This window comes from Vibrio sp. VPAP30 (genome assembly GCF_001188205.1).
Lineage (GTDB): Bacteria > Pseudomonadota > Gammaproteobacteria > Enterobacterales > Vibrionaceae > Vibrio > Vibrio bivalvicida.
The window spans coordinates 191070-217264 of the sequence record NZ_LBLS01000018.1 but is presented as its reverse complement, the minus strand read 5'-3'; the positions used below and the strand labels follow the sequence as shown (position 1 = coordinate 217264).

At 44.5% G+C, this 26195-nt stretch carries 26 protein-coding genes; 11 read left to right on the top strand and 15 right to left on the bottom strand.

Going from position 1 to position 26195, the window contains the following annotated elements; all coding sequences use genetic code 11:
* Positions 1 to 4: 4 nt before the first annotated feature.
* From ZX61_RS07695 to cobB, 6 genes are all read left to right on the top strand, one after another.
* On the top strand, positions 5 to 2860 hold the full coding sequence (locus ZX61_RS07695) for a formate dehydrogenase subunit alpha (protein ID WP_049844093.1): 2856 nt from the start codon (positions 5 to 7) through the stop codon (positions 2858 to 2860).
* 11 nt (positions 2861 to 2871) lie between these two features.
* Positions 2872 to 3480, top strand: coding sequence for a formate dehydrogenase FDH3 subunit beta (fdh3B, locus tag ZX61_RS07690; RefSeq protein ID WP_004745954.1), 609 nt, complete (start codon positions 2872 to 2874; stop codon positions 3478 to 3480).
* Between the two features lie 14 nt (positions 3481 to 3494).
* A complete protein-coding gene (locus tag ZX61_RS07685; RefSeq protein ID WP_049844092.1) occupies positions 3495 to 4562 on the top strand; it encodes a formate dehydrogenase subunit gamma in 1068 nt (355 codons plus the stop codon).
* On the top strand, positions 4546 to 4962 hold the full coding sequence (locus tag ZX61_RS07680) for a hypothetical protein (RefSeq protein ID WP_049844091.1): 417 nt from the start codon (positions 4546 to 4548) through the stop codon (positions 4960 to 4962). Before ZX61_RS07685 ends, ZX61_RS07680 begins: the two co-directional genes overlap by 17 nt.
* A 313-nt stretch (positions 4963 to 5275) precedes the next feature.
* Positions 5276 to 6496, top strand: a complete 1221-nt coding sequence (locus ZX61_RS07675) for an ammonium transporter (protein WP_049844090.1) — start codon at positions 5276 to 5278, stop codon at positions 6494 to 6496.
* 169 nt (positions 6497 to 6665) lie between these two features.
* Positions 6666 to 7403, top strand: coding sequence for a Sir2 family NAD+-dependent deacetylase (gene cobB / locus ZX61_RS07670; protein ID WP_049844089.1), 738 nt, complete (start codon positions 6666 to 6668; stop codon positions 7401 to 7403).
* A gap of 17 nt (positions 7404 to 7420) precedes the next feature.
* On the opposite strand, the gene ZX61_RS07665 is transcribed toward cobB, so the two are convergent.
* From ZX61_RS07665 to potA, 5 genes are all read right to left on the bottom strand, one after another.
* On the bottom strand, positions 7421 to 8203 hold the full coding sequence (locus tag ZX61_RS07665) for a GGDEF domain-containing protein (protein ID WP_049844088.1): 783 nt from the start codon (positions 8201 to 8203) through the stop codon (positions 7421 to 7423).
* Between the two features lie 96 nt (positions 8204 to 8299).
* Complete coding sequence (locus ZX61_RS07660; protein ID WP_049844087.1) at positions 8300 to 9337, bottom strand: extracellular solute-binding protein; 1038 nt, start codon at positions 9335 to 9337, stop codon at positions 8300 to 8302.
* A 271-nt stretch (positions 9338 to 9608) separates the two neighbouring features.
* Positions 9609 to 10379 carry a spermidine/putrescine ABC transporter permease PotC gene (gene potC, locus ZX61_RS07655; RefSeq protein ID WP_004745941.1) on the bottom strand — a complete coding sequence of 257 codons (771 nt, stop codon included), beginning with the start codon at positions 10377 to 10379 and terminating at the stop codon, positions 9609 to 9611.
* Positions 10379 to 11239, bottom strand: a complete 861-nt coding sequence (gene potB / locus ZX61_RS07650) for a spermidine/putrescine ABC transporter permease PotB (RefSeq protein ID WP_049844086.1) — start codon at positions 11237 to 11239, stop codon at positions 10379 to 10381. The genes potC and potB overlap by 1 nt, the downstream gene beginning before the upstream one ends.
* Positions 11220 to 12362, bottom strand: coding sequence for a spermidine/putrescine ABC transporter ATP-binding protein PotA (gene potA / locus ZX61_RS07645; RefSeq protein ID WP_082173429.1), 1143 nt, complete (start codon positions 12360 to 12362; stop codon positions 11220 to 11222). Before potA ends, potB begins: the two co-directional genes overlap by 20 nt.
* 361 nt (positions 12363 to 12723) lie before the next feature.
* Here potA and ZX61_RS07640 point away from each other — a divergent pair, with 361 nt between their 5' ends.
* The 4 genes from ZX61_RS07640 (at position 12724) to ttcA (ending at position 16206) form a co-directional block, all read left to right on the top strand.
* Complete coding sequence (locus ZX61_RS07640) at positions 12724 to 13527, top strand: hypothetical protein (protein ID WP_049844084.1); 804 nt, start codon at positions 12724 to 12726, stop codon at positions 13525 to 13527.
* Positions 13520 to 14368 (top strand): glucosaminidase domain-containing protein, encoded by an 849-nt coding sequence (locus ZX61_RS07635; protein WP_049844083.1) that lies wholly within the window; start codon positions 13520 to 13522, stop codon positions 14366 to 14368. Before ZX61_RS07640 ends, ZX61_RS07635 begins: the two co-directional genes overlap by 8 nt.
* Before the next feature lie 26 nt (positions 14369 to 14394).
* Positions 14395 to 15051 (top strand): DUF2987 domain-containing protein, encoded by a 657-nt coding sequence (locus ZX61_RS07630; protein WP_049844082.1) that lies wholly within the window; start codon positions 14395 to 14397, stop codon positions 15049 to 15051.
* Between the two features lie 261 nt (positions 15052 to 15312).
* On the top strand, positions 15313 to 16206 hold the full coding sequence (gene ttcA, locus ZX61_RS07625; RefSeq protein ID WP_049844081.1) for a tRNA 2-thiocytidine(32) synthetase TtcA: 894 nt from the start codon (positions 15313 to 15315) through the stop codon (positions 16204 to 16206).
* 72 nt (positions 16207 to 16278) lie between these two features.
* Here ttcA and uspE read toward each other — a convergent pair whose 3' ends face one another.
* From uspE to ccoN, 10 genes are all read right to left on the bottom strand, one after another.
* Positions 16279 to 17226 carry a universal stress protein UspE gene (gene uspE / locus ZX61_RS07620; RefSeq protein ID WP_049844080.1) on the bottom strand — a complete coding sequence of 316 codons (948 nt, stop codon included), beginning with the start codon at positions 17224 to 17226 and terminating at the stop codon, positions 16279 to 16281.
* Between the two features lie 143 nt (positions 17227 to 17369).
* Positions 17370 to 18119: an FNR family transcription factor gene (locus ZX61_RS07615; RefSeq protein ID WP_049844079.1), complete on the bottom strand. Its 750-nt coding sequence runs from the start codon at positions 18117 to 18119 to the stop codon at positions 17370 to 17372.
* A gap of 88 nt (positions 18120 to 18207) precedes the next feature.
* On the bottom strand, positions 18208 to 18882 hold the full coding sequence (locus ZX61_RS07610) for a sulfite exporter TauE/SafE family protein (protein WP_049844078.1): 675 nt from the start codon (positions 18880 to 18882) through the stop codon (positions 18208 to 18210).
* Complete coding sequence (gene ccoS / locus ZX61_RS07605; protein WP_038209389.1) at positions 18879 to 19043, bottom strand: cbb3-type cytochrome oxidase assembly protein CcoS; 165 nt, start codon at positions 19041 to 19043, stop codon at positions 18879 to 18881. Before ccoS ends, ZX61_RS07610 begins: the two co-directional genes overlap by 4 nt.
* Entirely contained in the window at positions 19044 to 21416 is a 2373-nt protein-coding gene (locus ZX61_RS07600) for a heavy metal translocating P-type ATPase (RefSeq protein WP_049844077.1), read from the bottom strand. It abuts the gene before it with no gap.
* A gap of 9 nt (positions 21417 to 21425) precedes the next feature.
* A complete protein-coding gene (locus tag ZX61_RS07595; RefSeq protein WP_049844076.1) occupies positions 21426 to 21905 on the bottom strand; it encodes a FixH family protein in 480 nt (159 codons plus the stop codon).
* A 108-nt stretch (positions 21906 to 22013) separates the two neighbouring features.
* Positions 22014 to 22991 carry a cytochrome-c oxidase, cbb3-type subunit III gene (gene ccoP, locus ZX61_RS07590; RefSeq protein ID WP_049844075.1) on the bottom strand — a complete coding sequence of 326 codons (978 nt, stop codon included), beginning with the start codon at positions 22989 to 22991 and terminating at the stop codon, positions 22014 to 22016.
* Positions 22988 to 23164 carry a cbb3-type cytochrome oxidase subunit 3 gene (locus tag ZX61_RS07585; protein WP_049844074.1) on the bottom strand — a complete coding sequence of 59 codons (177 nt, stop codon included), beginning with the start codon at positions 23162 to 23164 and terminating at the stop codon, positions 22988 to 22990. The genes ccoP and ZX61_RS07585 overlap by 4 nt, the downstream gene beginning before the upstream one ends.
* A 15-nt stretch (positions 23165 to 23179) precedes the next feature.
* A complete protein-coding gene (gene ccoO, locus ZX61_RS07580; protein WP_006878897.1) occupies positions 23180 to 23800 on the bottom strand; it encodes a cytochrome-c oxidase, cbb3-type subunit II in 621 nt (206 codons plus the stop codon).
* Between the two features lie 12 nt (positions 23801 to 23812).
* Entirely contained in the window at positions 23813 to 25240 is a 1428-nt protein-coding gene (gene ccoN / locus ZX61_RS07575; RefSeq protein WP_049844073.1) for a cytochrome-c oxidase, cbb3-type subunit I, read from the bottom strand.
* Positions 25241 to 25499: 259 nt separating this feature from the next.
* Between ccoN and ZX61_RS07570 the strand changes: the two genes are divergently transcribed.
* Positions 25500 to 25862, top strand: coding sequence for a hypothetical protein (locus tag ZX61_RS07570; RefSeq protein ID WP_049844072.1), 363 nt, complete (start codon positions 25500 to 25502; stop codon positions 25860 to 25862).
* Positions 25863 to 26195: the final 333 nt, after the last annotated feature.

Below are 26195 nucleotides of genomic sequence, written 5' to 3'. Positions count from 1 at the left end.
ACCAATGAAATTAGTCAAACGCTCCGATAATGTGAGCAAAGAACAGAATCAGTTAGGTGTATCGAGACGTGCCTTCATGAAAAACAGCTCGCTTGCTGCTGGTGGCGCCGTCGTTGGTGCGAGTTTGTTTGCACCCGGCATGATTAAAAAAGCTGAAGCGAAAGCTGTTGATCCTAATGCAAAAACAGAGATCAAACGTACCATCTGTTCTCACTGTTCTGTTGGTTGTGGTATTTACGCTGAAATTCAAAACGGCGTATGGACGGGCCAAGAGCCTGCTTTCGACCACCCATTTAACGCTGGTGGACACTGTGCGAAAGGCGCAGCATTACGTGAGCACGGACATGGTGAACGTCGCTTAAAGTACCCGATGAAACTTGAAGGCGGTAAGTGGAAGAAGCTTTCTTGGGATCAAGCGATTGAAGAGATCGGCAACAAGGTTCTGGATATTCGCAAAGAATCTGGCCCTGACTCTGTCTACTGGCTAGGTAGTGCGAAGCACAGCAACGAACAAGCGTATATGTTCCGTAAAATGGCGTCACTTTGGGGCACCAATAACGTCGATCACCAAGCGCGTATCTGTCACTCAACAACCGTAGCAGGTGTAGCCAACACTTGGGGTTACGGCGCGATGACTAACTCGTTTAATGACATGCATAACTGTAAGTCGATGCTATTCATTGGTTCAAACCCGGCAGAAGCTCACCCAGTTGCAATGCAGCACATCCTGATCGCGAAAGAGAAGAACAACTGTAAGATCGTTGTTGCTGACCCGCGTCGCACGCGCACTGCTGCAAAATCGGATCACTATGTCTCTCTTCGTCCTGGTTCAGACGTTGCTTTCATTTGGGGTATTTTGTGGCACGTTTTTGCTAACAAATGGGAAGACAAAGAGTTCATCCGTCAACGCGTATTTGGTATGGACGAAATCCGCGAAGAAGTCGCCAAGTGGGGCCCAGCGGAAGTTGAACGCGTTACTGGCGTGTCTGAAGCGGATGTTTACAAGACAGCTAAACTACTTTCAGAAAACCGCCCAGGATGTGTGGTTTGGTGTATGGGTGGTACTCAGCATACCACAGGTAACAACAACACGCGTGCTTACTGTGTGCTAGAGCTTGCGCTTGGCAACATGGGTAAATCGGGTGGTGGTGCGAACATCTTCCGTGGTCACGACAACGTACAGGGTGCAACAGACCTTGGCGTTCTATCTCACACACTTCCTGGCTACTACGGCCTTTCTGATGGCGCTTGGAAGCACTGGTCGAAAGTTTGGAATCTAGAGCACAAATGGGTGCAAGATCGATTCGATCAAAATGAGTATCGCGGCAAGAAACCGATGAATAACATGGGTATTCCTGTGTCACGTTGGATCGATGGTGTTTTAGAAAACAAAGACAACATCGAGCAAAATGACAATATCCGCGCCATGTTTTATTGGGGCCACGCGGTAAACTCGCAAACACGTGGCGTTGAAATGAAGAAGGCGATGCAGAAGCTGGATATGATGGTCATCGTTGACCCATACCCAACAGTTGCAGCGGTAATGAACGATCGTACCGATGGCGTTTATCTTCTACCTGCAACGACCCAATTCGAAACGTACGGCAGTGTAACGGCGTCTAACCGGTCTATTCAGTGGCGCGACAAGGTGGTTGATCCTCTGTTTGAATCAAAACCTGACCACGAAATTATGTACTTGCTGACCAAGAAACTGGGTTTTTCAGAGCAGTTGTTCAAGAACGTGAAAGTGGAAAACAACCAACCTGTAATCGAAGACATTACCCGTGAGTTTAACCGCGGTATGTGGACGATTGGTTACACAGGTCAAAGCCCTGAGCGTTTAAAAGCGCACCAACAGAACTGGCACACATTCCACAAAACCTCACTAGAAGCTGAAGGGGGTGTTGCTCACGGTGAAACCTACGGTCTACCTTGGCCATGTTGGGGCACACCAGAAATGAAGCACCCTGGTACGCATATTCTTTACGATACGTCTAAGCCAGTGGCTCAAGGCGGCGGTAACTTCCGCGCACGCTTTGGCGTTGAATTCGAAGGCACTAATATCCTTGCCGAAGATAGCTACTCAAAAGGTTGTGAGATTGAAGATGGTTACCCAGAATTCAGCGACAAGTTATTGAAGTCTCTCGGTTGGTGGGATGATCTTACCGCTAAAGAGAAAGCAGCAGCGGTAGGTAAAAACTGGAAGACAGACCTATCTGGCGGTATTCAGCGTGTTGCAATCAAGCATGGATGTATTCCTTTCGGTAACGCGAAAGCGCGTGCTGTGGTTTGGACCTTCCCTGACCGCGTACCACTTCACCGTGAACCGCTCTACACACCACGTCGCGACCTTGTTGCCGATTACCCAACATGGGACGACAGCGAGTCTATCTACCGTCTACCAACCATGTACAAGTCGATTCAAGATAAAGATGTATCGGGTGAGTACCCAATCATCCTAACCTCGGGTCGTCTGGTTGAGTACGAAGGTGGTGGTGAAGAGACGCGTTCGAACCCATGGCTAGCTGAGCTTCAACAAGAAATGTTTGTTGAAGTGAACCCGAAAGATGCCAATGATCTTGGCTTCAAAGATGGTGAAATGGTTTGGGTTGAAGGCGCAGAGAAAGGCCGTATTCATGTTAAAGCGATGGTCACGCGACGCGTTAAACCGGGTATGGCATTTATTCCATTCCACTTCGGCGGCAAATTCCAAGGTGAAGATCTTCGCGGCAAGTACCCAGAAGGTACCGACCCATACGTTATTGGTGAATCTGCCAACATCGCCACGACTTACGGTTATGACCCTGTCACGCAAATGCAGGAAACCAAAGTCACCCTATGTAACATTCGCAAAGCTTAAGGAGTCAACAAATGGCTAGAATGAAATTCCTTTGTGACACCAAGCGCTGTATCGAATGTAACGGCTGTGTCACTGCGTGTAAGAACGAAAATGATGACGCTCTAGAGTGGGGTATCCAACGTCGCCGCGTCGTCACTTTGAACGATGGTGAACCGGGTGAGAACTCGATTTCTGTTGCTTGTATGCACTGTACCGATGCGCCTTGTATGGCGGTTTGTCCGGCGGACTGTTTCGAGCACACGGAAGATGGCATCGTACTACACAACAAAGATCTTTGTATCGGTTGTGGTTACTGCTTGTTTGCTTGCCCGTTTGGTGCTCCTCAGTTCCCTAAACAGGAAGCGTTTGGTGAGCGCGGCAAAATGGACAAGTGTACCTTCTGTGCAGGTGGTCCTGAAACGGAAGCGGGCTCTGTTGAAGAGCGTCAGAAGTACGGTGCGAACCGTATTGCTGAAGGTAAACTACCGATGTGTGCTTCACTATGTTCTACCAAAGCGCTGTTGGCAGGTGATGCCGAGAAGGTGTCTGACATCTTCCGTCAACGTGTTGTAGAGCGTGGTGCTAAAGGCGCTGGTTGGACAGATGGTAACGATCTGTCTTACGACGCAACGAAAAGCTAAGACTGGAGAGATTCATGTTTTCAATGTTTAAACGTGCATCTCTTGTAATGCTGTCAATGATGGCAGCATTACTCTTTGCTTTATCGCTGCCTGCGCATGCTGAGCAAAAAGAGTCTGAAGTTGCACAACGTGAAATGACCCAATTGGCAGGAGCCGATTTCTGGCGTCAAGTTCGTCAAGGCGAAGAGGGCTACACGACGTCTCAGTTCCCTGAGCATGGAATGCTAATCAGTACCCCAGGTCAAACTTGGTACATTTTGAAAGAGAAATGGATGTCACCAGCGGGAGCTGTGGCGATTTTCGGTAGTATCGCATTCGTTACCTTAATGTACATTGTGATTGGCCCACTCATGTTGAGTGCGCCAAGGACGGGTAAGAAGATCAAACGATGGTCTCGACTGGATCGTGCCTTGCACTGGAGTATGGCATTTACCTTCTTAACACTCGCGTTTAGCGGGCTGATGTTGGTTTACGGCAAACATTTCCTTAAGCCGTACATTCCATCAGAGCTTTGGGGCTTCATCATCATGTTGGCGAAGCAATACCATAACTACATTGGCCCCATCTTCTACGTGTTACTGCTATGTGTACTGATTAAGTGGTGGCGTAAATCGATCTTTAAGAAAGTCGATATTGCTTGGTTTATGAAGCTCGGTGGTATGGTCGGCAAACACAAAGGTTCACATCCTTCGGCAGAGTTTTCAAACGCAGGTGAAAAAGCACTATTTTGGTTGCTTATTGTTGTGGGCTCTGTGGTTGCGATTAGTGGTCTGGTGTTAGATTTCCCAATCTTTGGTCAGACTCGCCGTGATATGGAACTATCAAACCTAGTCCATATGTTAGCGGCACTCATTCTGATCTGCGGTTTCGTGTTCCATATCTACATCGGTCTGTTCGGTATGGAAGGTGCACTAGAAGGTATGGTCACGGGTGAGGTTGACGAAACCTGGGCGAAAGAACACCACGATCTTTGGTATCAAGAAATGATGGAAAAAGAGCGTCAAGAGCAGGGAGTGAATGTTACGGCTAATAACTCTGATAACCAAGTAAAAGGAGCGCAGACAAATGAACAAACCTCATAAGGGTATTTGGGTTGCGTACATCCTAAGCTGCTTTACACCGTTTACCTGCTTAATTTCAGGTGTGATAGCCATCATTTATGCGGGATACCGTTTAGATAAGGGAGAGGATGGGGAGGTCATTGACTCTCATTACTACGGGCTGATTAGAACCTTCTTCCTCAACCTGACTTACTTCGTAGTGTTGATCATTACGGTCGCGACGTCGAATGGTGTTCTTATTGGTGTGAATGACTACTGGTATAAGAACCATTTGATTGATGACATCGCTTACTATATCCCTTATGTAGGCATGTTATTCGGTTTGATTGCCATCGCGTTCTGGTTTGTTCGTATGTTCCAAGGTATGAATAAGCTAAAAGAGAACCAACCATTTAGCTTCTCTAAAGGTCCAAACCTTTAAATTTGAACCCAATCTAAATAAGCCCTGAACATTCAGGGCTTTTTTGCACTACAATAACCCGCCTCAATCTGGTGCGCTTATCCCCATAACCGTGCATTGCTTCACCAAAGGTGTGCGTCCGATTCCTTTGGCTGATTTCTAGCTACTAGATAAAATATCGATTATTCATAAGCTTAGTTCTAATTTATAGAATCATAACTTACTGGCATGCAACTTGCCGTATCAGTGCTTCAAGCAATATCACCAATGTGGTGAGCAACGTTATATGACGCACAGGAAAAGTGCGCGACAACAAAAATGGAGACTTATACGAATGAGCGTAACAGCAAGTCAGGTTCATGGAGCCGTTCAAACCCTGACTCAAAGTTCGGACACACTTTTTCTTCTTCTTGGTGCCATCATGGTGTTCTTAATGCACGCTGGATTTGCCTTTTTGGAAGTTGGGACGGTAAGGCATAAAAACCAAGTGAATGCGTTAGTCAAAATCCTTGCTGACTTTGGTATTTCAGCGCTTGCATACTTCTTTATTGGCTATTGGGTCGCGTATGGTGCTAACTTTTTCTCCGACGCTCAAACTTTGTCACAGGGTAACGGATATGAGCTAGTTAAGTTCTTCTTCCTACTTACATTTGCAGCAGCAATTCCTGCTATTGTTTCGGGTGGTATCGCTGAGCGTGCACGTTTTTATCCTGTATTAGTTGCAACATTCTTTACTGTCGGATTAGTTTATCCCGTCTTTGAAGGCATGATCTGGAACGGTAACTTTGGCCTGCAGGCTTGGTTCGAAACACAGTTTGGCTATGGATTCCATGACTTTGCTGGTTCAGTCGTAGTGCACGGGGTTGGCGGTTGGATAGCATTAGTTGCCGTTATCTTCCTAGGTATGCGTAAAGGGCGTATTAGAGCAGGTAAGCATACCAACTTCGCACCTTCAAACATCCCATTCTTAGCATTGGGTGCATGGATTCTTTGTGTTGGCTGGTTTGGTTTTAATGTGATGTCAGCGCAAACATTGAATGGCATCAGCGGGCTAGTTGCCATGAACTCTTTGATGGCAATGGTTGGCGGTATCATTGCAGCCTTAATCGCAGGCAAAAACGACCCAGGTTTTATTCATAATGGCCCTTTAGCTGGACTTGTCGCCATTTGTGCTGGCTCCGACTTAATGCATCCTATTGGATCTCTGATTACCGGCGGTGTTGCTGGTGCACTGTTTGTCTATCTGTTTACCTATCTTCAAAACAAAACTAAGATCGATGACGTGCTTGGCGTATGGCCTCTACACGGCGTTTGCGGCGCATGGGGTGGAATCGCTGCAGGAATCTTTGGTCAAAGTGCGCTAGGGGGCTTAGGAGGCGTGAGTTTTTCCGTTCAGCTACTCGGTACGGTAGTGGGTATTGCCATAGCATTGATTGGTGCGCTAATAGTCTACGGAGTTATCGATAAAGTCTCTGGTTTACGTTTATCTGAAGAAGATGAGTTTAACGGTGCAGACTTAGCGATTCATAAGATTTCAGCAACAAACGAAGACTAATCTTTTGCACACTCAATAGATAAGGCAGCCAAGTTAGGCTGCCTTTTTGTTCCACCTCACAAAATCTAGGTAAAACAATGCATATTTCGACCATGGTCTAATTTGCAGCGCTAGGGAAGGGAGAGAGAGGGTGCTAAGCTAAACTTAAGAACACTAACAAGGAAGTAGTATGAATTTCCCTTATCGTAATGTAGTCATCTTAACTGGAGCAGGAATATCAGCGGAGTCGGGCATTCAAACCTTCCGCGCTCAAGACGGTTTGTGGGAAAACCATCGTATCGAAGACGTCGCCACTCCAGAAGGTTTTGAACGTAATCCGGACTTGGTCCAAGACTTTTATAACCAGCGTCGTTTGAGTTTGCAAGATCCAGCGATAAGTCCTAATGCTGCTCATATTGCACTAGGCAAGCTTGAAGCTCAGCTAGAAGGTTCTGTCACTGTTATTACACAAAACATAGATAACCTCCATGAGCGGGGTGGAAGCAACAACGTCATTCATATGCACGGCGAGTTACTCAAATCACGCTGTAGTGAGTCAAATCAAGTGATTGAAGAAACAGGTGAGATCAAAACTGGCGATCTTTGTCATTGCTGTCAGATCCCTTCGCAGATGCGACCTCATGTGGTTTGGTTTGGTGAAATGCCGCTAAGAATGGGTGATATCTATGCCTCCCTAGAAGCGGCAGACTTGTTTATTTCAATTGGCACATCAGGGGTTGTCTATCCTGCAGCTGGCTTTGTCCATGATGCAAAGATGCATGGTGCGCACACGATTGAAATTAACCTTGAGCCGAGCGCTGTCGAGAGTGAGTTCGAAGAGAAACGTTATGGTAGAGCAAGTATTGAGGTACCTAAGCTAGTTGAAGAGATCTTGGATCTCCAGCAGCCAAACGTTAAACAAGCATAAGAATGCTCAATAGACTCTCAGTGCTTGCGTTGGGAGTTTTTCATTTCATACATAGCTTGATCGGTTTTCTCGAGTGCTTGGCTAAGTTCATTAATGCTGGTGGCCTCTATACCGTAGCTGAACCCTATCGCTTCACCTTTTAGCTCTTGCTTGAGCTTGTCGACGACTATTTGCCCTTCTGTCGGTTTAACCACAATCACAAATTCGTCTCCACCAATCCTAAATGCTTGTTCGTGCCGACTAATAATCTGATTGATGGCTTGCGCAAATCGTATAATCATTAGATCTCCAACTGCATGCCCCTTGCTGTCATTGACCTTCTTTAAACCATCAAGGTCTAGGTAGATAAGATCAAAAACTTCCATTCTTATTTCTGATAGCTTTTTACGATTATAGAGGCCGGTGAGCTCATCGATACAAGCTTCATCATTGATCTGCTTAATTAACTTGGTAAAACCAAAGGCTATTAAAAGATAAGCTATCTGAAGGCTTCCATCTTCAATCATGGTGTCGACTAGATCGTATTTATCCGAAATAGCATCTAGATAGGTAATTTCTGTCGCGACATCATAGGCTTGATTGAAGATTAGAAGCAAAAATCCATACTTGATAAAACTATTGTCTAATATGGTGTTTCTAGAAATAACAAAGATAAAAACAAGAACAAACAGAGTGTTACTTTCAAACAAGAGATCAGTGCGAGAGTCGATATAATCTCCATGAGCCAAGAATGCGATCATAGTTGAGAGTGCAAATAACAGGCACAATATTATCAGTATGACTTTATACCTCAGTTTCATAGCCCATCCTTAGCCAGTTTTAAGAGGTTTCTTCAAATACAAAGAGAGCGGCATATAGCCGCTCTTTAAGTATATAACTGATTTTTAAAGTATGTATTAGTTATCGACTTTTAGCTTTTGGAAGTACTCGTCATAAAGAACACTTGCTTCGCCGACTTCGTCTTGCCATGTTCCGCTATCCATTACTTCTTGAGGAGGGAAGATGCTTGGATCGTTTGCGAATTCTTTAGGCAATAGTTTGTGCGCTGTTGCTACAGGCGTAGGGTAGCCAATCTCTAGCGCAATTTTAGCCGCGTTTTCAGGGCGAAGTAGAAAATCGATCATCTTATGCGCTGCTTCTACGTTCTTCGCTTCTGCCGGGATTGCTAGGCTGTCCATCCAGAAGATTGCGCCTTTTTCAGGCCATATGATGTCGATCGATGCACCTTCTTGGCGAGCCATGTAAGCAGAACCGTTCCAAAGCATACCCAGTGATACTTCACCAGCTAGGTATGGGTTCGCAGGGAAATCAGAGTTGAATACCAATACGTTAGGCATCAGCTTCTTCAGCTCTTCGTAAGCGGCTTTGATTTCGTCTGGATTGGTCGTATTTGGCGAGTAACCTAGTTTGGTCAGTGCAATATGGAAAACTTCGCGTGAGTCATCCATCAGCATTAGTTGACCTTCCCACTTGCTATCCCAGAAGTCATCCCACTTAGTTACGGATGATTTATCTAGCATGTCAGAGTTGATACCAATGCCAGTCGCCCCCCAAATGTAAGGGATAGAGTAGTTGTTGTTTGGATCAAAAGGTTTGTTTAGGAAGTTGGTATCCAAGTCAGCAAAGTGAGTAAGTTTCGTCTTATCGATTTGCTGCAACATACCTTCTTTACGCATCTTAGAGACAAAGTAAGTAGACGGTACTACTAGATCGTAACCAGAACCTTGAGTCTTAAGCTTGGCGTACATGCTTTCGTTAGACTCGTAAGTTGAGTAGATGACTTTGATTCCAGTTTCTTTTGTAAAGTCTTCAAGAACTTCATTTGGAATGTATTCAGACCAGTTGTAGAAATAAAGCTCTTGATCAGCGGCCATTGCCGGCGCAGCGAATAGCGTCGCAGCACATAGTGCGCTTGCGTAGAATTTACTTTTCATTGGTTTTCCGTTTTATCTGTGTTTATCAGCAAACAGTCACTCCGAACTGAGTACTCTGAAAAAACATGATTATTAAACTTGCTTGTCGTAGCGACAAACCTAGCAACCAGTAAGTATATCAGCCAAAAACAAAAATAGGCAGCAACTGCTACCTATTTTTACATTAGATAATTAACCTAAATGCTGCCACTGAAGTAAGGAACAGGGAAAGCGCACATGCACCACAGCTAAGAGAATAGCCCATTTATTCATTTGCCCTACATATTGATTATTATTTTACTTTTTCTCTCGCGAGTAGCTGAGAAGCTACGACCAGAATCAAAGAGACAATCAACATGACTGTTGCAAGGGCATTCACCTCTGGTGAAATCCCCACTTTCACCATCGAATAAATTTTCAATGGCAAAATTTCATAGGTTGGGCCTGTAACGAATGAACTAATAATCACATCGTCCAGAGACAGGGTAAAGCTCAATAGCCAGCCAGCTGCAACTGCAGGTTTAGCCAGCGGTAGAATAATCTGCTTTAGGATCACCCATTCACTTGCACCTAAGTCTTTAGCCGCTTCAAGCATCTTGACGTCAAAGCCATTCAAGCGGCTGTATACCGTCACTACGACAAACGGCAAACAGAAGGTAATATGCGCGATTAACAGCGTAAAGAAGCCCAGTTGAGCGCCAAGTACTAAGAACAACGCTAGCAATGAAATCGCCATAACAATGTCCGGTGACATCATCACCACGAACAACATGCCGTTAACTGCACCTTTTCCTTTAAACGAATAGCGGAATAGGGCAACAGCCGTTAGGCTACCAATGATCGTTGCTGCTGTTGCAGAGAACACCGCGACATTAAGCGAGTGCCAAGCGGCCTGCATTAGGCTGTCATTGTTAACGAGTGTTTCATACCACTTAGTGGTAAAGCCACCCCATTTCATACCGAATTTATTGGCATTAAATGAGTTAACGATCAAAACAACGATTGGCAGATACAAAAATGCATATACCAAGGTCATAAAGCTAAATCTAACTGTACGTCCCATCAGTCTAGCTCCACTTTCTTATTCAATAACTTACCTGCGCGATAGTAGGCATAAAGCATAATTGCCATCGCGATGGTCAGAGCAATACTGGTTGCTGCACCAAACGGCCAATCTCGGGCATTCAGCACTTGGCTCTTAATCACGTTACCAATCAGCAAGTTCTTCGCCCCGCCAAGTAGATCAGAGATGTAGAACATGCCAAGGGCAGGGAGCAGTACTAGCAAACAGCCACCAATAATTCCCGGCATCGTAAGTGGCAGAATGACCTTAGTGAACGTCTGATACTTGTTCGCTCCTAAGTCCTTTGCCGCTTCTAGATAGGTGTGATCTAACTTCTCAATAGCGGAGTAGAGCGGCAATATCATGAATGGCAGCAGAATGTAGACTAAACCAATCATTACTGCCGACTCTGTATACATAAGACGAATTGGCTTATCGATGATTTCCATTGCCATCAAAGACTTGTTAAGGACACCTTGTGTTCCTAAGACAATCTTCAAACCGTAAGTCCGAATCAGTGAGTTAGTCCAAAATGGCACAATCACCAAAAACAACATCACAGGGCGCCACTTCTCGGGCATTTTTGCCACGATATAAGCAAACGGATAGCCAATCACTAAGCACAGCAAGGTTGCGATGATCGCCATGTAGAATGAGTGCCAAAGTACCTTGGCGTAGAGAGGATCCATCAAGCGGATGTAGTTATCCAACGTGAAGGTCATCTCGATTAAATTTGCTTCATCACGAGTTAGGAAACTGGTACCAATAATCATCAGATTGGGTACCAATACAAAAAGCGTTAGCCAGCCAACGATTAACGTGATGATCGCGTTTTGAAGGCTAAACCTCTTGGCTTTCATTGAGTACGACCTCCCAACTTTCAACCCAAGTGATCGCCACTTTTTGACCTAGAGAGTGGTCGACATCAGGATCGTCTTCGTTGAAGAACTCACTCACCATCACTCGCATACCCGATTCCAGATCAATAACAGAATCCAAGGTCATACCTTTGTAGGTACGTTCAGTAACGTGGCCGACAATGCCTTTCTGCTCAGATTCTTTAATCTCTTCAATACGTAGGTCTTCTGGGCGAAGTAGTACTTGCAGTTTGTCACCGCTAGCCGCTGGTTTATCGTAGTAAACCACCGACTCAACACCTTCAATCTCAGCGCGAATACGTTTCTCATCGATACGCTCAATCATGGTCGCGTTGAACACGTTGATTTCACCAATAAAGCGAGCAACAAATAGGTTTTTAGGTTCTTCGTAAATTTCGCGTGGGGAGCCGTCTTGCTCAACCACGCCATCACGCATAACAATGATGCGGTCTGACATCGAAAGGGCTTCTTCCTGATCGTGAGTGACAAAGATAAAGGTAATACCTAGCTGACGCTGTAATTGCTTTAGTTCGATCTGCATCTGTTTACGCAGTTTGTAATCCAGCGCAGATAGCGATTCATCAAGTAACAACACTTTTGGCTTGTTTACTACTGCGCGTGCTATTGCGATACGCTGCTGTTGACCACCAGATAATTGGTGCGGTTTACGCTGCGCCATTTTCTCAAGACGGACCATACGCAATGCTTCCATTACGCGAGGATCAATATTGTTAGATGGCACTTTTTGCATGCGTAAGCCAAAAGCAACGTTTTCAAAAACCGTCATATGAGGGAATAATGCATAACTCTGAAAAACAGTGTTTACATGCCTTTGCTCAGCAGGAACTTGAGTTACATTTTGGTCGGCAAGGATGATTTCACCCTTGTCTGCGGTTTCAAAACCCGCAATCATCCTTAGTACCGTGGTTTTACCACAGCCAGAAGGGCCCAAAATTGTTAAGAACTCGCCATGATTAACATCAAGGTTCAGATTTGCGATGATCTCTTTGTCATCGAAACTTTTACTAATCCCAGTTAGTTTTACAACTGGGTTTCCTGCATCTTGTTTAGCGTTCAACGTCTGTTTTTCTCCTACCTTGGCCAGTCATTTAAAGTGGCCCGTCGTTACACAAATTAGAGGCGCGCATCATAATCACCAAAATTGTGAATTCAAAGCATTTTCTTATTCTGAAACACAAAAAATTTTGCAGGTAAAAGTAAACATTCCTTACCATACTCACGGTATACCAATTGAACCGAGTAGTTAGGGAATTGTTTCCTTTATATTTGAGTCAGATAATTATACTGATACGATGCGTTTAGTGGTTAATTATCAATCAAACAGTCGATAAAGCAAGCAGCGAGTCGAGATTCGATTTTAGACTGACTTTGGTTGCAGTATAATGATCTCAATTTTTTATCAACAAGTTAGCTTGGTTTACACAGATCAGGTACTGGATTAACGAATGAGTAATGACATAGAAAAAGACTTCAACCTAGGTGGCAGCATTGAGCGCGCACTTTCGGGCGACTACGAACTCAAAGCTGGAGAGGTCTTTAAGGAAGCTTGGCAACATACTATTAAACACTTCCTCTCTTTCTCACCGGCGATTGTAGTGCTTATCGCGTTACAGCTTGCAATCTTCTATATCGCGCTAAAGCTACAGTTAGGTAACCCAGGGATTATTTTAGATGCGGTGACCAACCCAGAGGCTTTTGATCCAAGTATTTTCAATGCAATCATGATCGCTAATTTCAGCTACGAGGTGATTAGTGCACCGATCTATGCAGGTATTTCTTTAATGGCGATGAGCCATGCCGCCGGCCTGACAACTAAACCACGTCATATTGGCAAGGGCCTGCAATATACTGTCCCCGTGATTCTAGCAACACTCATGAGTTTGCTACTCCAAGGGATCGCTGGAACGATCTTTCCGCTTTTATCACTCTATCTATCTTTAGCCTTCACAAATTCAATTCTACTGATTTGCGAAAAACAAGTTCCCCCTATGCAATCACTATTGCTCTCTCTTCGCGCGGTGAATAAGAAGATCTTGGTTCTAGCCGGGATATATTTAGCTGTCATCGTCATGTTTTTTGCGGGTATGATGTTCTATGGCTTAGGGCTGATTTTCGTCCTACCATTCTTCTTCCATGTGAAGGGGGTTATTTACCGCAATATGTTTGGCATTAAGTTGAAGATTATTGCTTCTGACAGACCTAAAGATGAAGACGACAATGACAACGATCCACAAGTGTTCAATGCGTAAAAGTGAGTTCTTTGCTATTGCTGCAGCTGGCGTCATTGCCGGCTGTAGTTTTTATGGCTACGAACAAAATCAAACTGAAGAGCGTGAGCGCCGTAAACAAGCTTACGTAACTGAACAACTGGTTCCGGTATTTAGCGGAAAAACAGTCGGTATGGCTCCTGATTTTTCCGCTATCAAAGACGTGAAACAAAAGAAACAAGCGTTTTTTGATTATCTAAGGCCTGGCATTGCGTTAGAAAACCAACGAATTGTTTCTGAGCGCAAACGTTTAGACACCATTCGCGACCACTATGTAAGCCAGACTCTTACTCCTTCTGATATAAGTTACGCTGAACGTCTAGGTAAGCTTTACAGGGTCGAGCAGCCCGCAGGGGGCATTTCTGACGACTGGATCAACAGCATGCTTCATCGGGTAGACGTGATCCCTGAGGCACTTGTCCTAGTTCAGGGGGCTAATGAGTCTGCTTGGGGCACATCTCGATTTGCAACACAGGCCAACAACTATTTTGGTCAGTGGTGTTACAGCTCTGGGTGTGGCTTAGTGCCGCTGCAGCGTGGGGAAGGGATGTCGCACGAAGTAGCAAAGTTTGACTCAGTGCAACAGTCTATTCACGGTTATTTTATGAATGTAAACCGTAACAACGCCTACAAAGAGCTACGAGAGATCCGTTACCAACGCCATCTTAATGACCAGAGTTTAACAGATACCGATGCGGCGATGGCGTTAACAAATGGTTTGCTTAAATACTCTGAACGCGGTGAGGCATACGTCAACGATTTACAGACCATGATCAGGCACAATCAACCGTTCTGGGATTTACCTCTAGCGAATAATCAATAAACGCGAATTTAATAAGAAAGAAAGTAATGAAAAAAGTATCGTTAGCAATTTTAGCAGCGGCGTTATCAAGTGCGGTTGTTTTACCTGTTCAAGCTCAAGAATACATGTTTACTTACTCTAAACTATTTTCTCATATGAAGCAGAACGCCAAAGAAGGGCACGATGATGTCAAAGTCGGCTTCTTTTTCCTCAATGCGAAAACAAAGCAGTTGTGTGACATAGAAAAAGCCTGGATGGAGAAAGAGGAGCATTACGAAGAGTTGACCATCTCTCCATACCAAGAAGTCATCGTACCGCTAGACGATAACCTACGCTCAGCGAATCCGCTAGTCTTCATCCATACACCAATGGATATGCGTTGCGACTTCTCAATGGTTGTCATGACAAAAGAGCCTATGTCAGGTGAAGTGACCTACGAGCAGGTCAAAGTACTACTGCCTCAGATGCAGGCAATTTTAGAGCAGCTTGGCGGTATGTTCGCAAGTTGGTTTACACCGGATGTAGAAGGCGTCACGTTAGAGTTCCCGAATAAGCTGGATTCACAAATTCAATTCTCAAACGGCACAACGAAGCAAATTGTTAATGGTAAGGTTCAAGTCGCTCTCGATGAAATAGGCGAAGGAGGGTCAATGATCCTTCCTCAGGTAACATCACGCGTGCTCCCCTATTTACCAAAAGCATAAACCAAGGTAGGGGTCACGTCGATGACCCTTTTTTTGTTATATATCAAAATTTTAATCGGGAGGTAATAAGACAGTTATAATCCCAAGGAAAATTTGAATTCTGCCTATCACCTTGCGCTAAGTCAGTTGAAAGCAATATTTCCTCATTGCTCAACAAGACAGGCATTTAATCCTTGCCAAAAAGCTCGTATAATCCACGCCCCAAATAAAACCACTTAGGAAGTGCTACTGTCGACTTGTTCGGCAATGTGAGAGCCCGCAATGAATCAAAAAGATACACGTAAAGAAACCTTAGAATTCAACAAGCTTCAAAAGCGTCTGAGAAGAAATGTTGGAAATGCTATTACAGAATACAACATGATCGAAGAAGGCGATGTTGTAATGGCATGTATCAGTGGCGGGAAAGATTCATTTGCGATGCTTGATATTCTGCTCAACCTACAGAAAGCAGCACCGATCAAATTTGAAGTTGTTGCAGTTAACTTAGACCAGAAGCAACCGGGATTCCCAGAGCACATCTTGCCAGACTACTTCGAGACGCTGAACATTCCTTACTACATCGTAGATAAAGATACCTACTCAGTCGTTAAAGAGAAAGTTCCTGAGGGTAAGACAACGTGTGGTCTTTGTTCACGCCTACGTCGCGGCACTTTGTACTCATTTGCCGAGAAAATCGGCGCAACCAAACTTGCGCTAGGTCACCATATGGATGACATCGTAGAAACCATGTTCTTAAACATGTTCCACGGTTCACGTCTAAAGGCAATGCCACCAAAACTACGTTCGGATGATGGTCGTAATGTTGTTATTCGCCCGCTGACTTACTGTCGCGAAAAAGATCTGATCAAGTACGCAGAGCACAAAGATTTCCCAATCATTCCATGTAATCTATGTGGTTCTCAGGAAAACCTACAACGTCAATCGATCAAAGCGATGCTTATCGAGTGGGACAAGAAGACTCCCGGTCGCGTCGAAGCGATTTTCAAGTCAATCCAAAACGTAAGCCCAAGTCAATTAGCAGACAGAGATTTGTTTGATTTTGAAAACCTACCACTCGACAGAGAAGGTAATCGCGATGAATATGAGTTTAGTGAGGCGACTGTCTCTTCAACAAACATCGATGAATCTATGTTTATCGATGTAACCAATATCTAACTAGACAGTCAAATAGAAATCAAAAAAGGAAGATAGCAACTATCTTCCTTTTTTTAGTTTTAAACAAACTACTTAAATAGCGGTCTTGGGATCAAGAGGGCTGACATAACCCTGCGGTTTCAACGCCATCACATCACAATTGATCTTATCAATCACATGTTCTGCAGTGTTACCAATAAATACAGCAGATAGTCCGGTTCGACCAGTAGTACCAATGATCACCAACGCCGCGTTTAGCTGTTCTGCGGCTTCTGGAATTACATCTTCAGGAAGCCCTTGTTCCACCACTGTTTGCTCTTCATCGTAACCGTGTTTCTGACGTAGTGCTTTCATTGCTGTTAGGTGGTGACCACGAACCGCGTCAGTATAAGTAGCTGGATCAAACTCTGGTAATTCAATGGTAATATTAGCAGGCGTAACAGGGTAGGCATTGACCAAGTAGGGCCTAGCTCCGAGCCTATCTGTCAAACTATTAAGCTGTTCGACCATTGCGTCATTTAAGCTAAGGTGAGTATCGTTTTCCGAACCAACATGAACGGAAGCAAGAATACTCGCATCTTCTGGCCAGTCTGAGTTTTTAACCAGCAAAACAGGGCAAGGACATTTACGAAGTAGGTGCCAATCTGTCGGAGTAAAAATTACCGACTCAAGCACATCATGTTTACGAGTCCCTTTGATAACGATATCGTGTTCTCCTGCGAAGACTTCAGCCACAATCGCTTCATATGGCCGATTATGCCAAACCACACGAACATCAAATTCAATGTCATTGTTAATATAATCTTTGGCAATCTTACGCATCCACTGCTCACGCTGTTGAATTACGCCGCGGCGCATCGCGTCTCGTTCATCGATAGACAACATCGACGTCATATCATAAGAGAAGTCATAGATAGAGAGAAAGAATGTCACCCGACTTGGAGAACGACTCTTCGCTGCCAGTTGCATTGCACGTGCAAGAGCCGGCTGTTCATCTTTGTTAATGTCAGCGACGACCAAAATCTTATTGTAAATACTCATAGTGACTCCTTAGAGACGAGGAGGGGCATATGATTAATGTAGCTTAGATAGGAGGAGAGTTTTAGAAATAATTCGAGGAATTTGAGAGAAGTATGATGTAGCTCTATTTCAAGGTAAATGGAGAGCTACATCATTGAAAATTATTATGATTCTGTTGATACGCCCGCCAGCTCCATCAGAGCATCATGGTCAAGAATAGTAATGTACTTACCCTTAACACTTAAGATCTCTGATTTTTGGAAACGACCTAAAAGGCGAGAAATTGTTTCAACTGTTAGACCAAGGTAGTTACCGATATCACCACGGGTCATTGTTAGACGAAACTCACGAGGACTAAACCCACGCTGAGAGAAACGAGTAGAAAGGTTATATAGGAAAGCCGCTAAGCGCTCCTCTGCATTCTTCTTAGAAAGCAACAAGATCATTTCTTGGTCGCCTTTAATTTCATTGCTCATTAGGCGCATGATCTGCTGACGTAGCTTAGGCATTTTGCCAGATAAGTCGTCAAGAGTTTCGTATGGGATTTCACATACCATAGACGTTTCTAGCGCCTGAGCGAAACTTGGGTGTAGGTCGCCAGTGATCGCATCAAAACCCACTAAGTCTCCCGCTAAGTGAAACGCCGTGATTTGTTCATCACCTTGCTCGGTAATTGTATAGCTTTTGATTGTTCCTGAACGAATAGCGTATAAAGACTTTAGTTCGTCCCCGGCTTTGAACAGCTCCTGTCCTTTTTGGATAGGCTTTTTACGCTCGATGATTTGATCGAGCTGATCCAACTCAGACTCATTCAGCGTAAACGGAATACAAAGCTGGCTAATACTACAGTCTTGGCAGTGAATCGCACAGCCACCTGATTGAATACGCTTTGTTGCAGGCTTTTCAGAAATCATAACAACCTTTCACTATTTGATATACATCAATATTTTAGCATCCATTAGCCCTAAAGGGTAGCTTAAAAAGGCGCATAAAAACAGTTAACTACAAACTAATTGATAAGAGACGAAGTGCGCCATATGCCGTATAAAGCCCGTAAATTAAGATAGTAAAAGCAACGATATGACGAAATATGTTGGAATTTTGCAATTTATGGAGCGACGACGCTGCGTGGCCTACAAGCAGCATAGCTGGCAATGTACCTGCGCCAAATGCCAGCATCACTAAAGCACCATTCAGTGCGCTTCCAGATACTGCCGACCAGGTCAAAGTGGAATAGACAAGACCACAGGGTATCCATCCCCAGATAAACCCAAACGGTAGAGCGTGTATGGGAGATTTTAGCGGCAACAAGGATTTACCAGCAGGAGAGATCTTACACCAAATCACTTGCCCAAGCTTCTCGATATACAGCAAGCCGTGCCACCATCGACCGATATAACACGCTAGCAAAATCATAAATAGCGCTGCGGCTAGGCGTAACCAAACCAGCACATTGTTGAGTTGGCTAACTTCAGAAATGGACGAAACCGCGCCACCAATAACCGCGCCAATTAAGGCGTAGCTTACTAGGCGACCGCTATTGTAAAAAAGAGGGACTAGTTTGGATGGCTGAGACTGACCTATGGTGAGCATGGAAGCAATACCACCACACATCCCCATACAGTGCCCAGCCCCAACAAGACCGATAAAGAAAGCACCAATCCAATCGGGGCTCATTTAGGCGGATTCTCTTTGTGATCATCCTCATCAAATAAAATGTTGTGTCCTTGGCGCTCTAAGTCTTCAAACTGCTCACTTTTTACAGCCCAAAGGAAGACAGCTACCGCAACACAAACCAGTACGATAGCGATAGGGATGAGGATATAAAGGCTTTCCATCTATTTACCTTTTTCTTTGAGCAAGCGAAGAGAGTTAGATACTACAATAATAGAGCTCGCAGACATACCGACAACCGCAAAATATGGCGCAACAAATCCTGCTACTGCTAAAGGCAATATCAATAGATTGTAACCAAGCGACCAGGCAAGGTTTTCTCGAATGATCTTACGCGTTTGTAGCGCTAATTCACGCGCTTCTAAAATACGGTCAAGCCTGTCGCCTAACAGCACCATATCAGCTGATGCTTTCGCCACATCGGCGCCACCACCCATAGCGACAGAAAGGTGCGCGCCGGCCAACGTTGGTGCATCATTAATGCCATCACCAATCATCATAGTAATGTCATCGGAGTCTACCTGCTGCAAGTAAGACAACTTATCTTGAGGTTTAGCTCCTGCTACGACATCTTCAATACCGATTTGGTTTGCAACAAGATCAGCGTTCTCTTTCGTGTCACCAGTTAGCAGAGTCACCTTTACACCCGATTTCTGGAACTTCTCGATAAACTCTTTAGTTTCAACACGGATAGGGTCACGATAGCCAAAGCTCGCAACATGTTGCCCATCAATAGAAAGAAAAACAGTATCCGCTTTGGAGCGTTGGCCTTCACCCAGTACAAACTGAGCACTGCCTATCTTAACTTCAGTGTCTTGATAGATACCCTTGATGCCTGAACCAATAACGTTCTCAACGTTAGATACCGTGATATTAACATCAGCATAAGGTTTGAATGCACGAGCAATAGGGTGGTTTGCATGAGATTCAAGAGAGGCCGCAACAGCTAGTGCCTTATCTTTAGTTAAAGCAGAATAAAGCTCAACATCATTTATTTCGATATCACCATGTGTCAACGTACCGGTTTTATCAACGATTAGGTGATTTACCTTACACAACGTTTCGAAGACATGGCTCTTACGCAGAAGAATACCCAAATTGCCCATACGTGATGTCGCACAGGTTAACGCTGTTGGCGTCGCCAAAGACAGCGCGCAAGGGCAGGTCGCGACCAATACAGATAGCATGATCCAGAAGGCATCATCCGGCTTGCTAGAGTGCCAGAAGAACCAAGTACCAGCAGCAATAATAAGAATCACAGCCACGAAATATCGAGCAACGACATCGGCAATCTCAGCAATCTTCGGTTTAGAAAGCTGGGCTTCGTCTTGCAAACGAACGATATTGGAAATCATCGAGTCTGCTTTTGATGTCGTCACTTCTAGTTCAAACGATTCTTCACCATTTAGCGTGCCAGCAAACACATGGTCATCGGCCTGCTTCACGACTGGTAAAGATTCACCCGTCAGCATGGATTCATCAATATGAACACGACCCGAGATAATCTTACCATCCGCAGGAATGTGTTCACCCGGCAAAACACGGATTTGGTCGCCCACTTTAAGTGTTTTAACAGGGACTTGGTCACCATCAAGCTTATTTGCGATAGCTGGGATCAACTTCAACAAGTTACCGCTTGCCGCCGCTGCTTTACGACGTGCACGCATCTCTAGGAATCGCCCAACCAAGAGGAAGAAGGCGAACATCGAGATAGATTCAAAGAACACTTCACCTTGTTCTGTCACTGTTGCAACCAAGCTCGCACAATAGGCGAATATCATTGCAATAGAAACCGGCACGTCCATACCTAGTGTTCGACTTCGTATACTTCGCCAGGCATTGACGTAAAAAGGCAAAGCAGAGTAGAGCATCACTGGCGTAGCAAAAATTAAACTTACCCAACGGAAGTAGTTTTTAAACTCTGGCTCTAAGTCACCAAATACTTCTAGATAAAGCGCGACGGCCAGCATCATCACCTGCATTGTCGCGAGACCAGCAATGCCTAGACGATAAAGGTACTGCTTCATTTGCTCGTGATAAGCAGCCTCTTGTTTATCGGCTTCAAACGGCGCGGCTTTGTAACCTAGCTGGTGTATGAGTGACAAAATCTCACTTAGCCTCGCTTGAGACTTATCCCAAGCGAGGAGAGCACGGTTGGTTGTTGTATTGACACGAATTGAGAGCACACCACTCTTTGATGATACTTGTTTTTCAATCAACCAAGCACACGCAGCACAAGACACCCCTTCAAGTGACAATGTCACCTCAGAGCTGTCCTTGCTATTGCGGACAAATTCAGATTGCACGTCATCATTGTCATAGTGGATAAGGGCCTGGAGCTGCGCAGGGACAAGGTCGGCTTTTTCCGCAGGAGCAGTCCGATATTGGTAGTAAGAGACCAAACCGCTGTCGACGATAGTCTGGGCTACCGTCTCACAGCCTGGGCAACACATCTCACGTATGTCACCCAAAATTTCGACTTTGAAATCCGTGTTGGCTGGTACATCTTCACCACAGTGATAACAGGATTTGCACATAGACGCTTCTTAGTTAGATAGTTGTACTGCTGCCGACGTTGGGAACTCGATACGGCCTTGGATTAACCACTTCTCATCATGGGGCGTTAACTCAACAAACCATGGCCCCTGCAGTTCATCATCAAGAGTAAATCGATATAGACCACGAGCGTCCGAAGTGACTAACTTAGTGAAATCATGATCAGGAAGTGTACGGTGAGCAAACATAGCAGTGATCGCAGGGTAGTGATCTAACTGCCCTTTATCAAACTGAATTACGACAGTGTTTCCTTCTGCCTGCACAGAAGCATTGAGACCTAACTCTTTGGTAACGTTGACCCTTGATATGTCGACGTTTATACCTTTTCCTTTTTTATAGTAATCCTCGGTGACTAAATGAACAGAGTGGTTTGTAAGTATCGCCACTCGTACCAAAGTTAGTATAGATACTCCAACCGTTAGGGAGAGTATAAACCACGGCCAAAACTGCTTATACCAAGGCTTTTCCATAAAAAAGTTCTCAATCAAAAAATTAAAATAAATTAGGGCTTTAACTGTAAAGAAAAGACAGCCCCTTTACCATCTATTGGAAGTAAGGGGCTGTAATAGAAATGTAACTTATTGTTCCGAGTTGCTTAAGCTCCACACATAAGCGGAAACTAGCTGAACTTTGTCTTCGCCTAGAATATCTTTCCAAGCTGGCATTACGCCTGAACGACCGTTCATTACTGTTTCAGTTACTTCTGCGCGAGAGCCGCCAAACAACCAATTTTGGTCAGTCAGATCCGGGGCGCCAACTGCTGGGTTACCCTTACCGTCTGTACCGTGACACGCTGCACACACTACGAAACGAGCTTTACCAGCTTCTGCTTCACGAGCGTTTACAGAACGTCCAGAAAGGCTTAACGTGTAGCTCACCACTTCTTTAACGCCTTGCTCACCAAGTGCATCTTTCCAACCCGGCATTTGACCGATACGGCCATGCATTACCGTAGTAACAATTGCTTGTGGTTCACCGCCATATAGCCATGCTTCATCAGTTAGGTTAGGGAAACCTTTCTGACCACGAGCATCAGAGCCGTGACACTGAGAACAGTTCTGCAAGAACAGGCGCTGACCAACTTTCACTGCTTCCTTATCCGCTGCAATTTCAGGGATAGGGCGCAGTTCAGTTGAGCCATCTACGTAAGCAAGCTTTTTGAATGCTTCACCAAAGTAAGTTTCTGCATCATCAAGCTCTTTTGCATACTGAACCAATTGCTTGTTCTCTTGGGCTTTTGCGATTGAGGCCTTTGATTCTTCGAGAGAGCGGACTGTTTGGTCAGAACTCTGCCAACCTAGAACGCCCTTGAAGTTACCCAGACCTGGGTAAAGTGTTAGGTAAATAGCCGCGAATACAAACGTACCAACGAACAGATAAGTCCACCATTTAGGCAGTGGATTGTTTAGTTCACGAATACCATCATATTCGTGCCCCATATCTGCACCTTCTTCAACACCCATTTTATCTTTAAGGCACCAATAAAGGACCGCAGCACAGCCGACCAGTGTACCGACTGTGATGATGATTATCCAAAGACTCCAAAATGTCGTCATTGCTTAGTCACTCCTTGTTCTTTTTCAGGCACTTTCTGCTCATCAGCAAAAACAAGGTTTGCAGCTTCATCAAAGCGTGCTTTACGGCTCTTACCGTAAGCCCACCAAACCACACCTATAAAGCTAACGAATAGAACTATGGTCCAAATACTGTGAATAGTACCGATATCCATATTGTCACCCCTTTATTACTTCATTGCGTGACCAAGAGACTGAAGATAAGCAATGATGGCATCCATCTCTGTTTTACCTTCTACATCTTTAGACGCATTTGCGATTTGCTCATCAGTGTATGGAACGCCAAACTGATCACGGAAGATTGTTAGTTTCTTCTGAGTGTCCTTACCATCAAGAACGTTCTCTTCAAGCCATGGGAAGCCAGGCATGTTTGACTCAGGAACCAACTCACGTGGATCGATTAGGTGAACGCGGTGCCACTCATCAGAGTAACGACCACCAACACGCGCTAGATCAGGACCTGTGCGCTTAGAACCCCATAGGAATGGATGCTCGTATACGCTTTCACCAGCAACAGAGTAGTGACCGTAACGCTCAGTTTCAGAACGGAATGGGCGAATCATCTGGCTGTGACACACGTTACAACCTTCACGGATGTATACATCACGACCTTCCATTTCAAGTGCTGTATAAGGACGTAGGTTCTCAACAGGCTCAGTCGTCTGCTTTTGAAAAATCAGAGGAGTGATCTCTACAAGAGCACCTAAACTGATTGCAAAAACGATAAGAATCGCTAATAAACCGACATTGCGTTCAACAATTTCGTGGCGATTGTTAGAATTAGAACTCATTCTTTAATCTCCTTATGCCGGCTGTGGGATAGCTTTAAGGCTATCTTTTGGCGCTGATACCGTCTTATACGTGTTGTATGCCATTAAGAACATACCTGCTAGGAAGATGAAACCACCTAGGAAACGTACAAAGTAGAACGGGTAAGAGGCTTCTACAGACTCAACAAAGCTGTAAGTCAACGTACCGTCAGAGTTTACTGCACGCCACATCAGACCTTGCATTACACCAGAAATCCACATCGCTACGATGTATAGAACAGTACCGATAGTTGCTAACCAGAAGTGTGTATTGATTAGTCCCACTGAGTACATGCGCTCTTGACCGAATAGGCGAGGTACCAAGTGGTATACCGAACCGATAGATACCATAGCAACCCAACCGAGTGCACCTGAGTGTACGTGACCGATAGTCCAGTCAGTGTAATGAGACAGCGCGTTAACTGTCTTAATAGACATCATAGGACCTTCAAACGTAGACATACCGTAGAACGATAGCGATACAATTAGGAAGCGTAGGATAGGGTCATAACGTAGTTTGTGCCAAGCACCAGACAGCGTCATGATACCGTTGATCATACCACCCCAAGAAGGAGCAAATAGAACCAGTGACATCACCATACCTAGAGACTGCGTCCAGTCAGGAAGAGCAGTGTAGTGTAGGTGGTGAGGGCCAGCCCAAATGTATAAAGAAACTAATGCCCAGAAGTGAACGATAGACAGACGGTAAGAGTAAACAGGACGTTCAGCTTGCTTAGGTACGAAATAGTACATCATACCTAGGAAACCAGCTGTGAGTAGGAAACCTACTGCGTTGTGTCCGTACCACCACTGAACCATTGCATCCACCGCGCCTGAATAAATCGAATAAGATTTACCTAGAGACACAGGAATTGCCATGCTGTTTACGATATGAAGAACCGCAACAGTGATAATAAAGGCACCGAAGAACCAGTTTGCTACGTAGATGTGAGACGTCTTACGGGTTATCAATGTTCCAAAGAACACGATGGCGTAAGAAACCCAAACAACTGCGATGGCAATATCGATTGGCCATTCTAGCTCCGCGTACTCTTTGCCCGAGGTAAAACCTAAAGGCAGAGTAATCGCTGCTGCTAAAATAATGGCTTGCCAACCCCAGAAGGTAAAGGCGACAAGAGGGCCACCAAATAGACGAGTTTGACAGGTACGCTGAACAACGTAATATGACGTTGCGAACAGGGCACTTGTACCAAACGCGAAAATAACCGCATTAGTATGCAGAGGACGTAAGCGACTATACGTCAACCACGGCGTATCAAAGTTTAGCTGTGGCCAAACTAATTGAGCGGCAATCAAAACACCAACAGCCATACCGACAATGCCCCAAAGAATAGTAACAAGGGTAAATTGACGAACGACTGTATAGTTGTAGTTTTGTTCAAGCTGCTTTTCTTGGCTCATTTGCATGCTTCCAATTTCTAATTAACTACACTTTACTTCCAACACGACACATGTCGTAATGCCACCCAAAACTGTTAAGAAAATCACACCAAAATAAGCTGGTTAAATATTCTTGCCAGTTTTTAAAAAAAGTGGCATTTTCAGCCGCCAACTATACTGCATTTAACAATTCAATGACAGCGTAGTAACCTTACACTCGGTCTGGTTTTGGCCTTTTATTTTAAAACTTTGAAGTTTGTTACACGGAGAACCCCACATAATGGCAGCACAGAAACTCACACAAGGCCGTTTTGTTCAAATAATCATCATGTTAACCCTACTTATTGCAGCGTTTACTTGGCGAACAGTCACATTTACAAACGCGCAAGAAATAGAGTGTGAGTTGAAACCAAAATGTACTTTTAGTGTTAAAAATGACCAATTCTCAGCACTAAAATCCGAAGAAAAAATAACGCTGAATAAACCATCAAATAACTGGCAAATTTCTACAGAAAATAAATCTGTAAAAATCATTGAGAGTGAAAATAATTGGCAAATACTGGGTGAACAACTCGATAACCTAGAAATTAAATTGTCCGACTTAGAAGAGAGCCAAATAACAGGAGTTACATTTAGAATTTAGCGCAGAATCCATCTAATTTTTTACAACTAACGACCAATAAGGTTGCGAACGATTACGGGTTCTTAGCATTAACTGCCACAGCATAACAGCAGCACTCTGGTACAAGCTCGCTAATAGACAGTATTAGAATCGACAGATTATAAATACTGTCTATTAGGTATTTTATGGTAAATCCATTATGTTCAATGAATTAGCGCAAAGTAGAGGACTAACAGCAACAAACAGGCCAGATTTCAAGTACAATCACACTATATTTAACATAATATACATAATGCGCACTTGGCATGTAGGTGCCATTTAGTAGTGTCCGGTTTGAGCAATTTTAAAATGTCC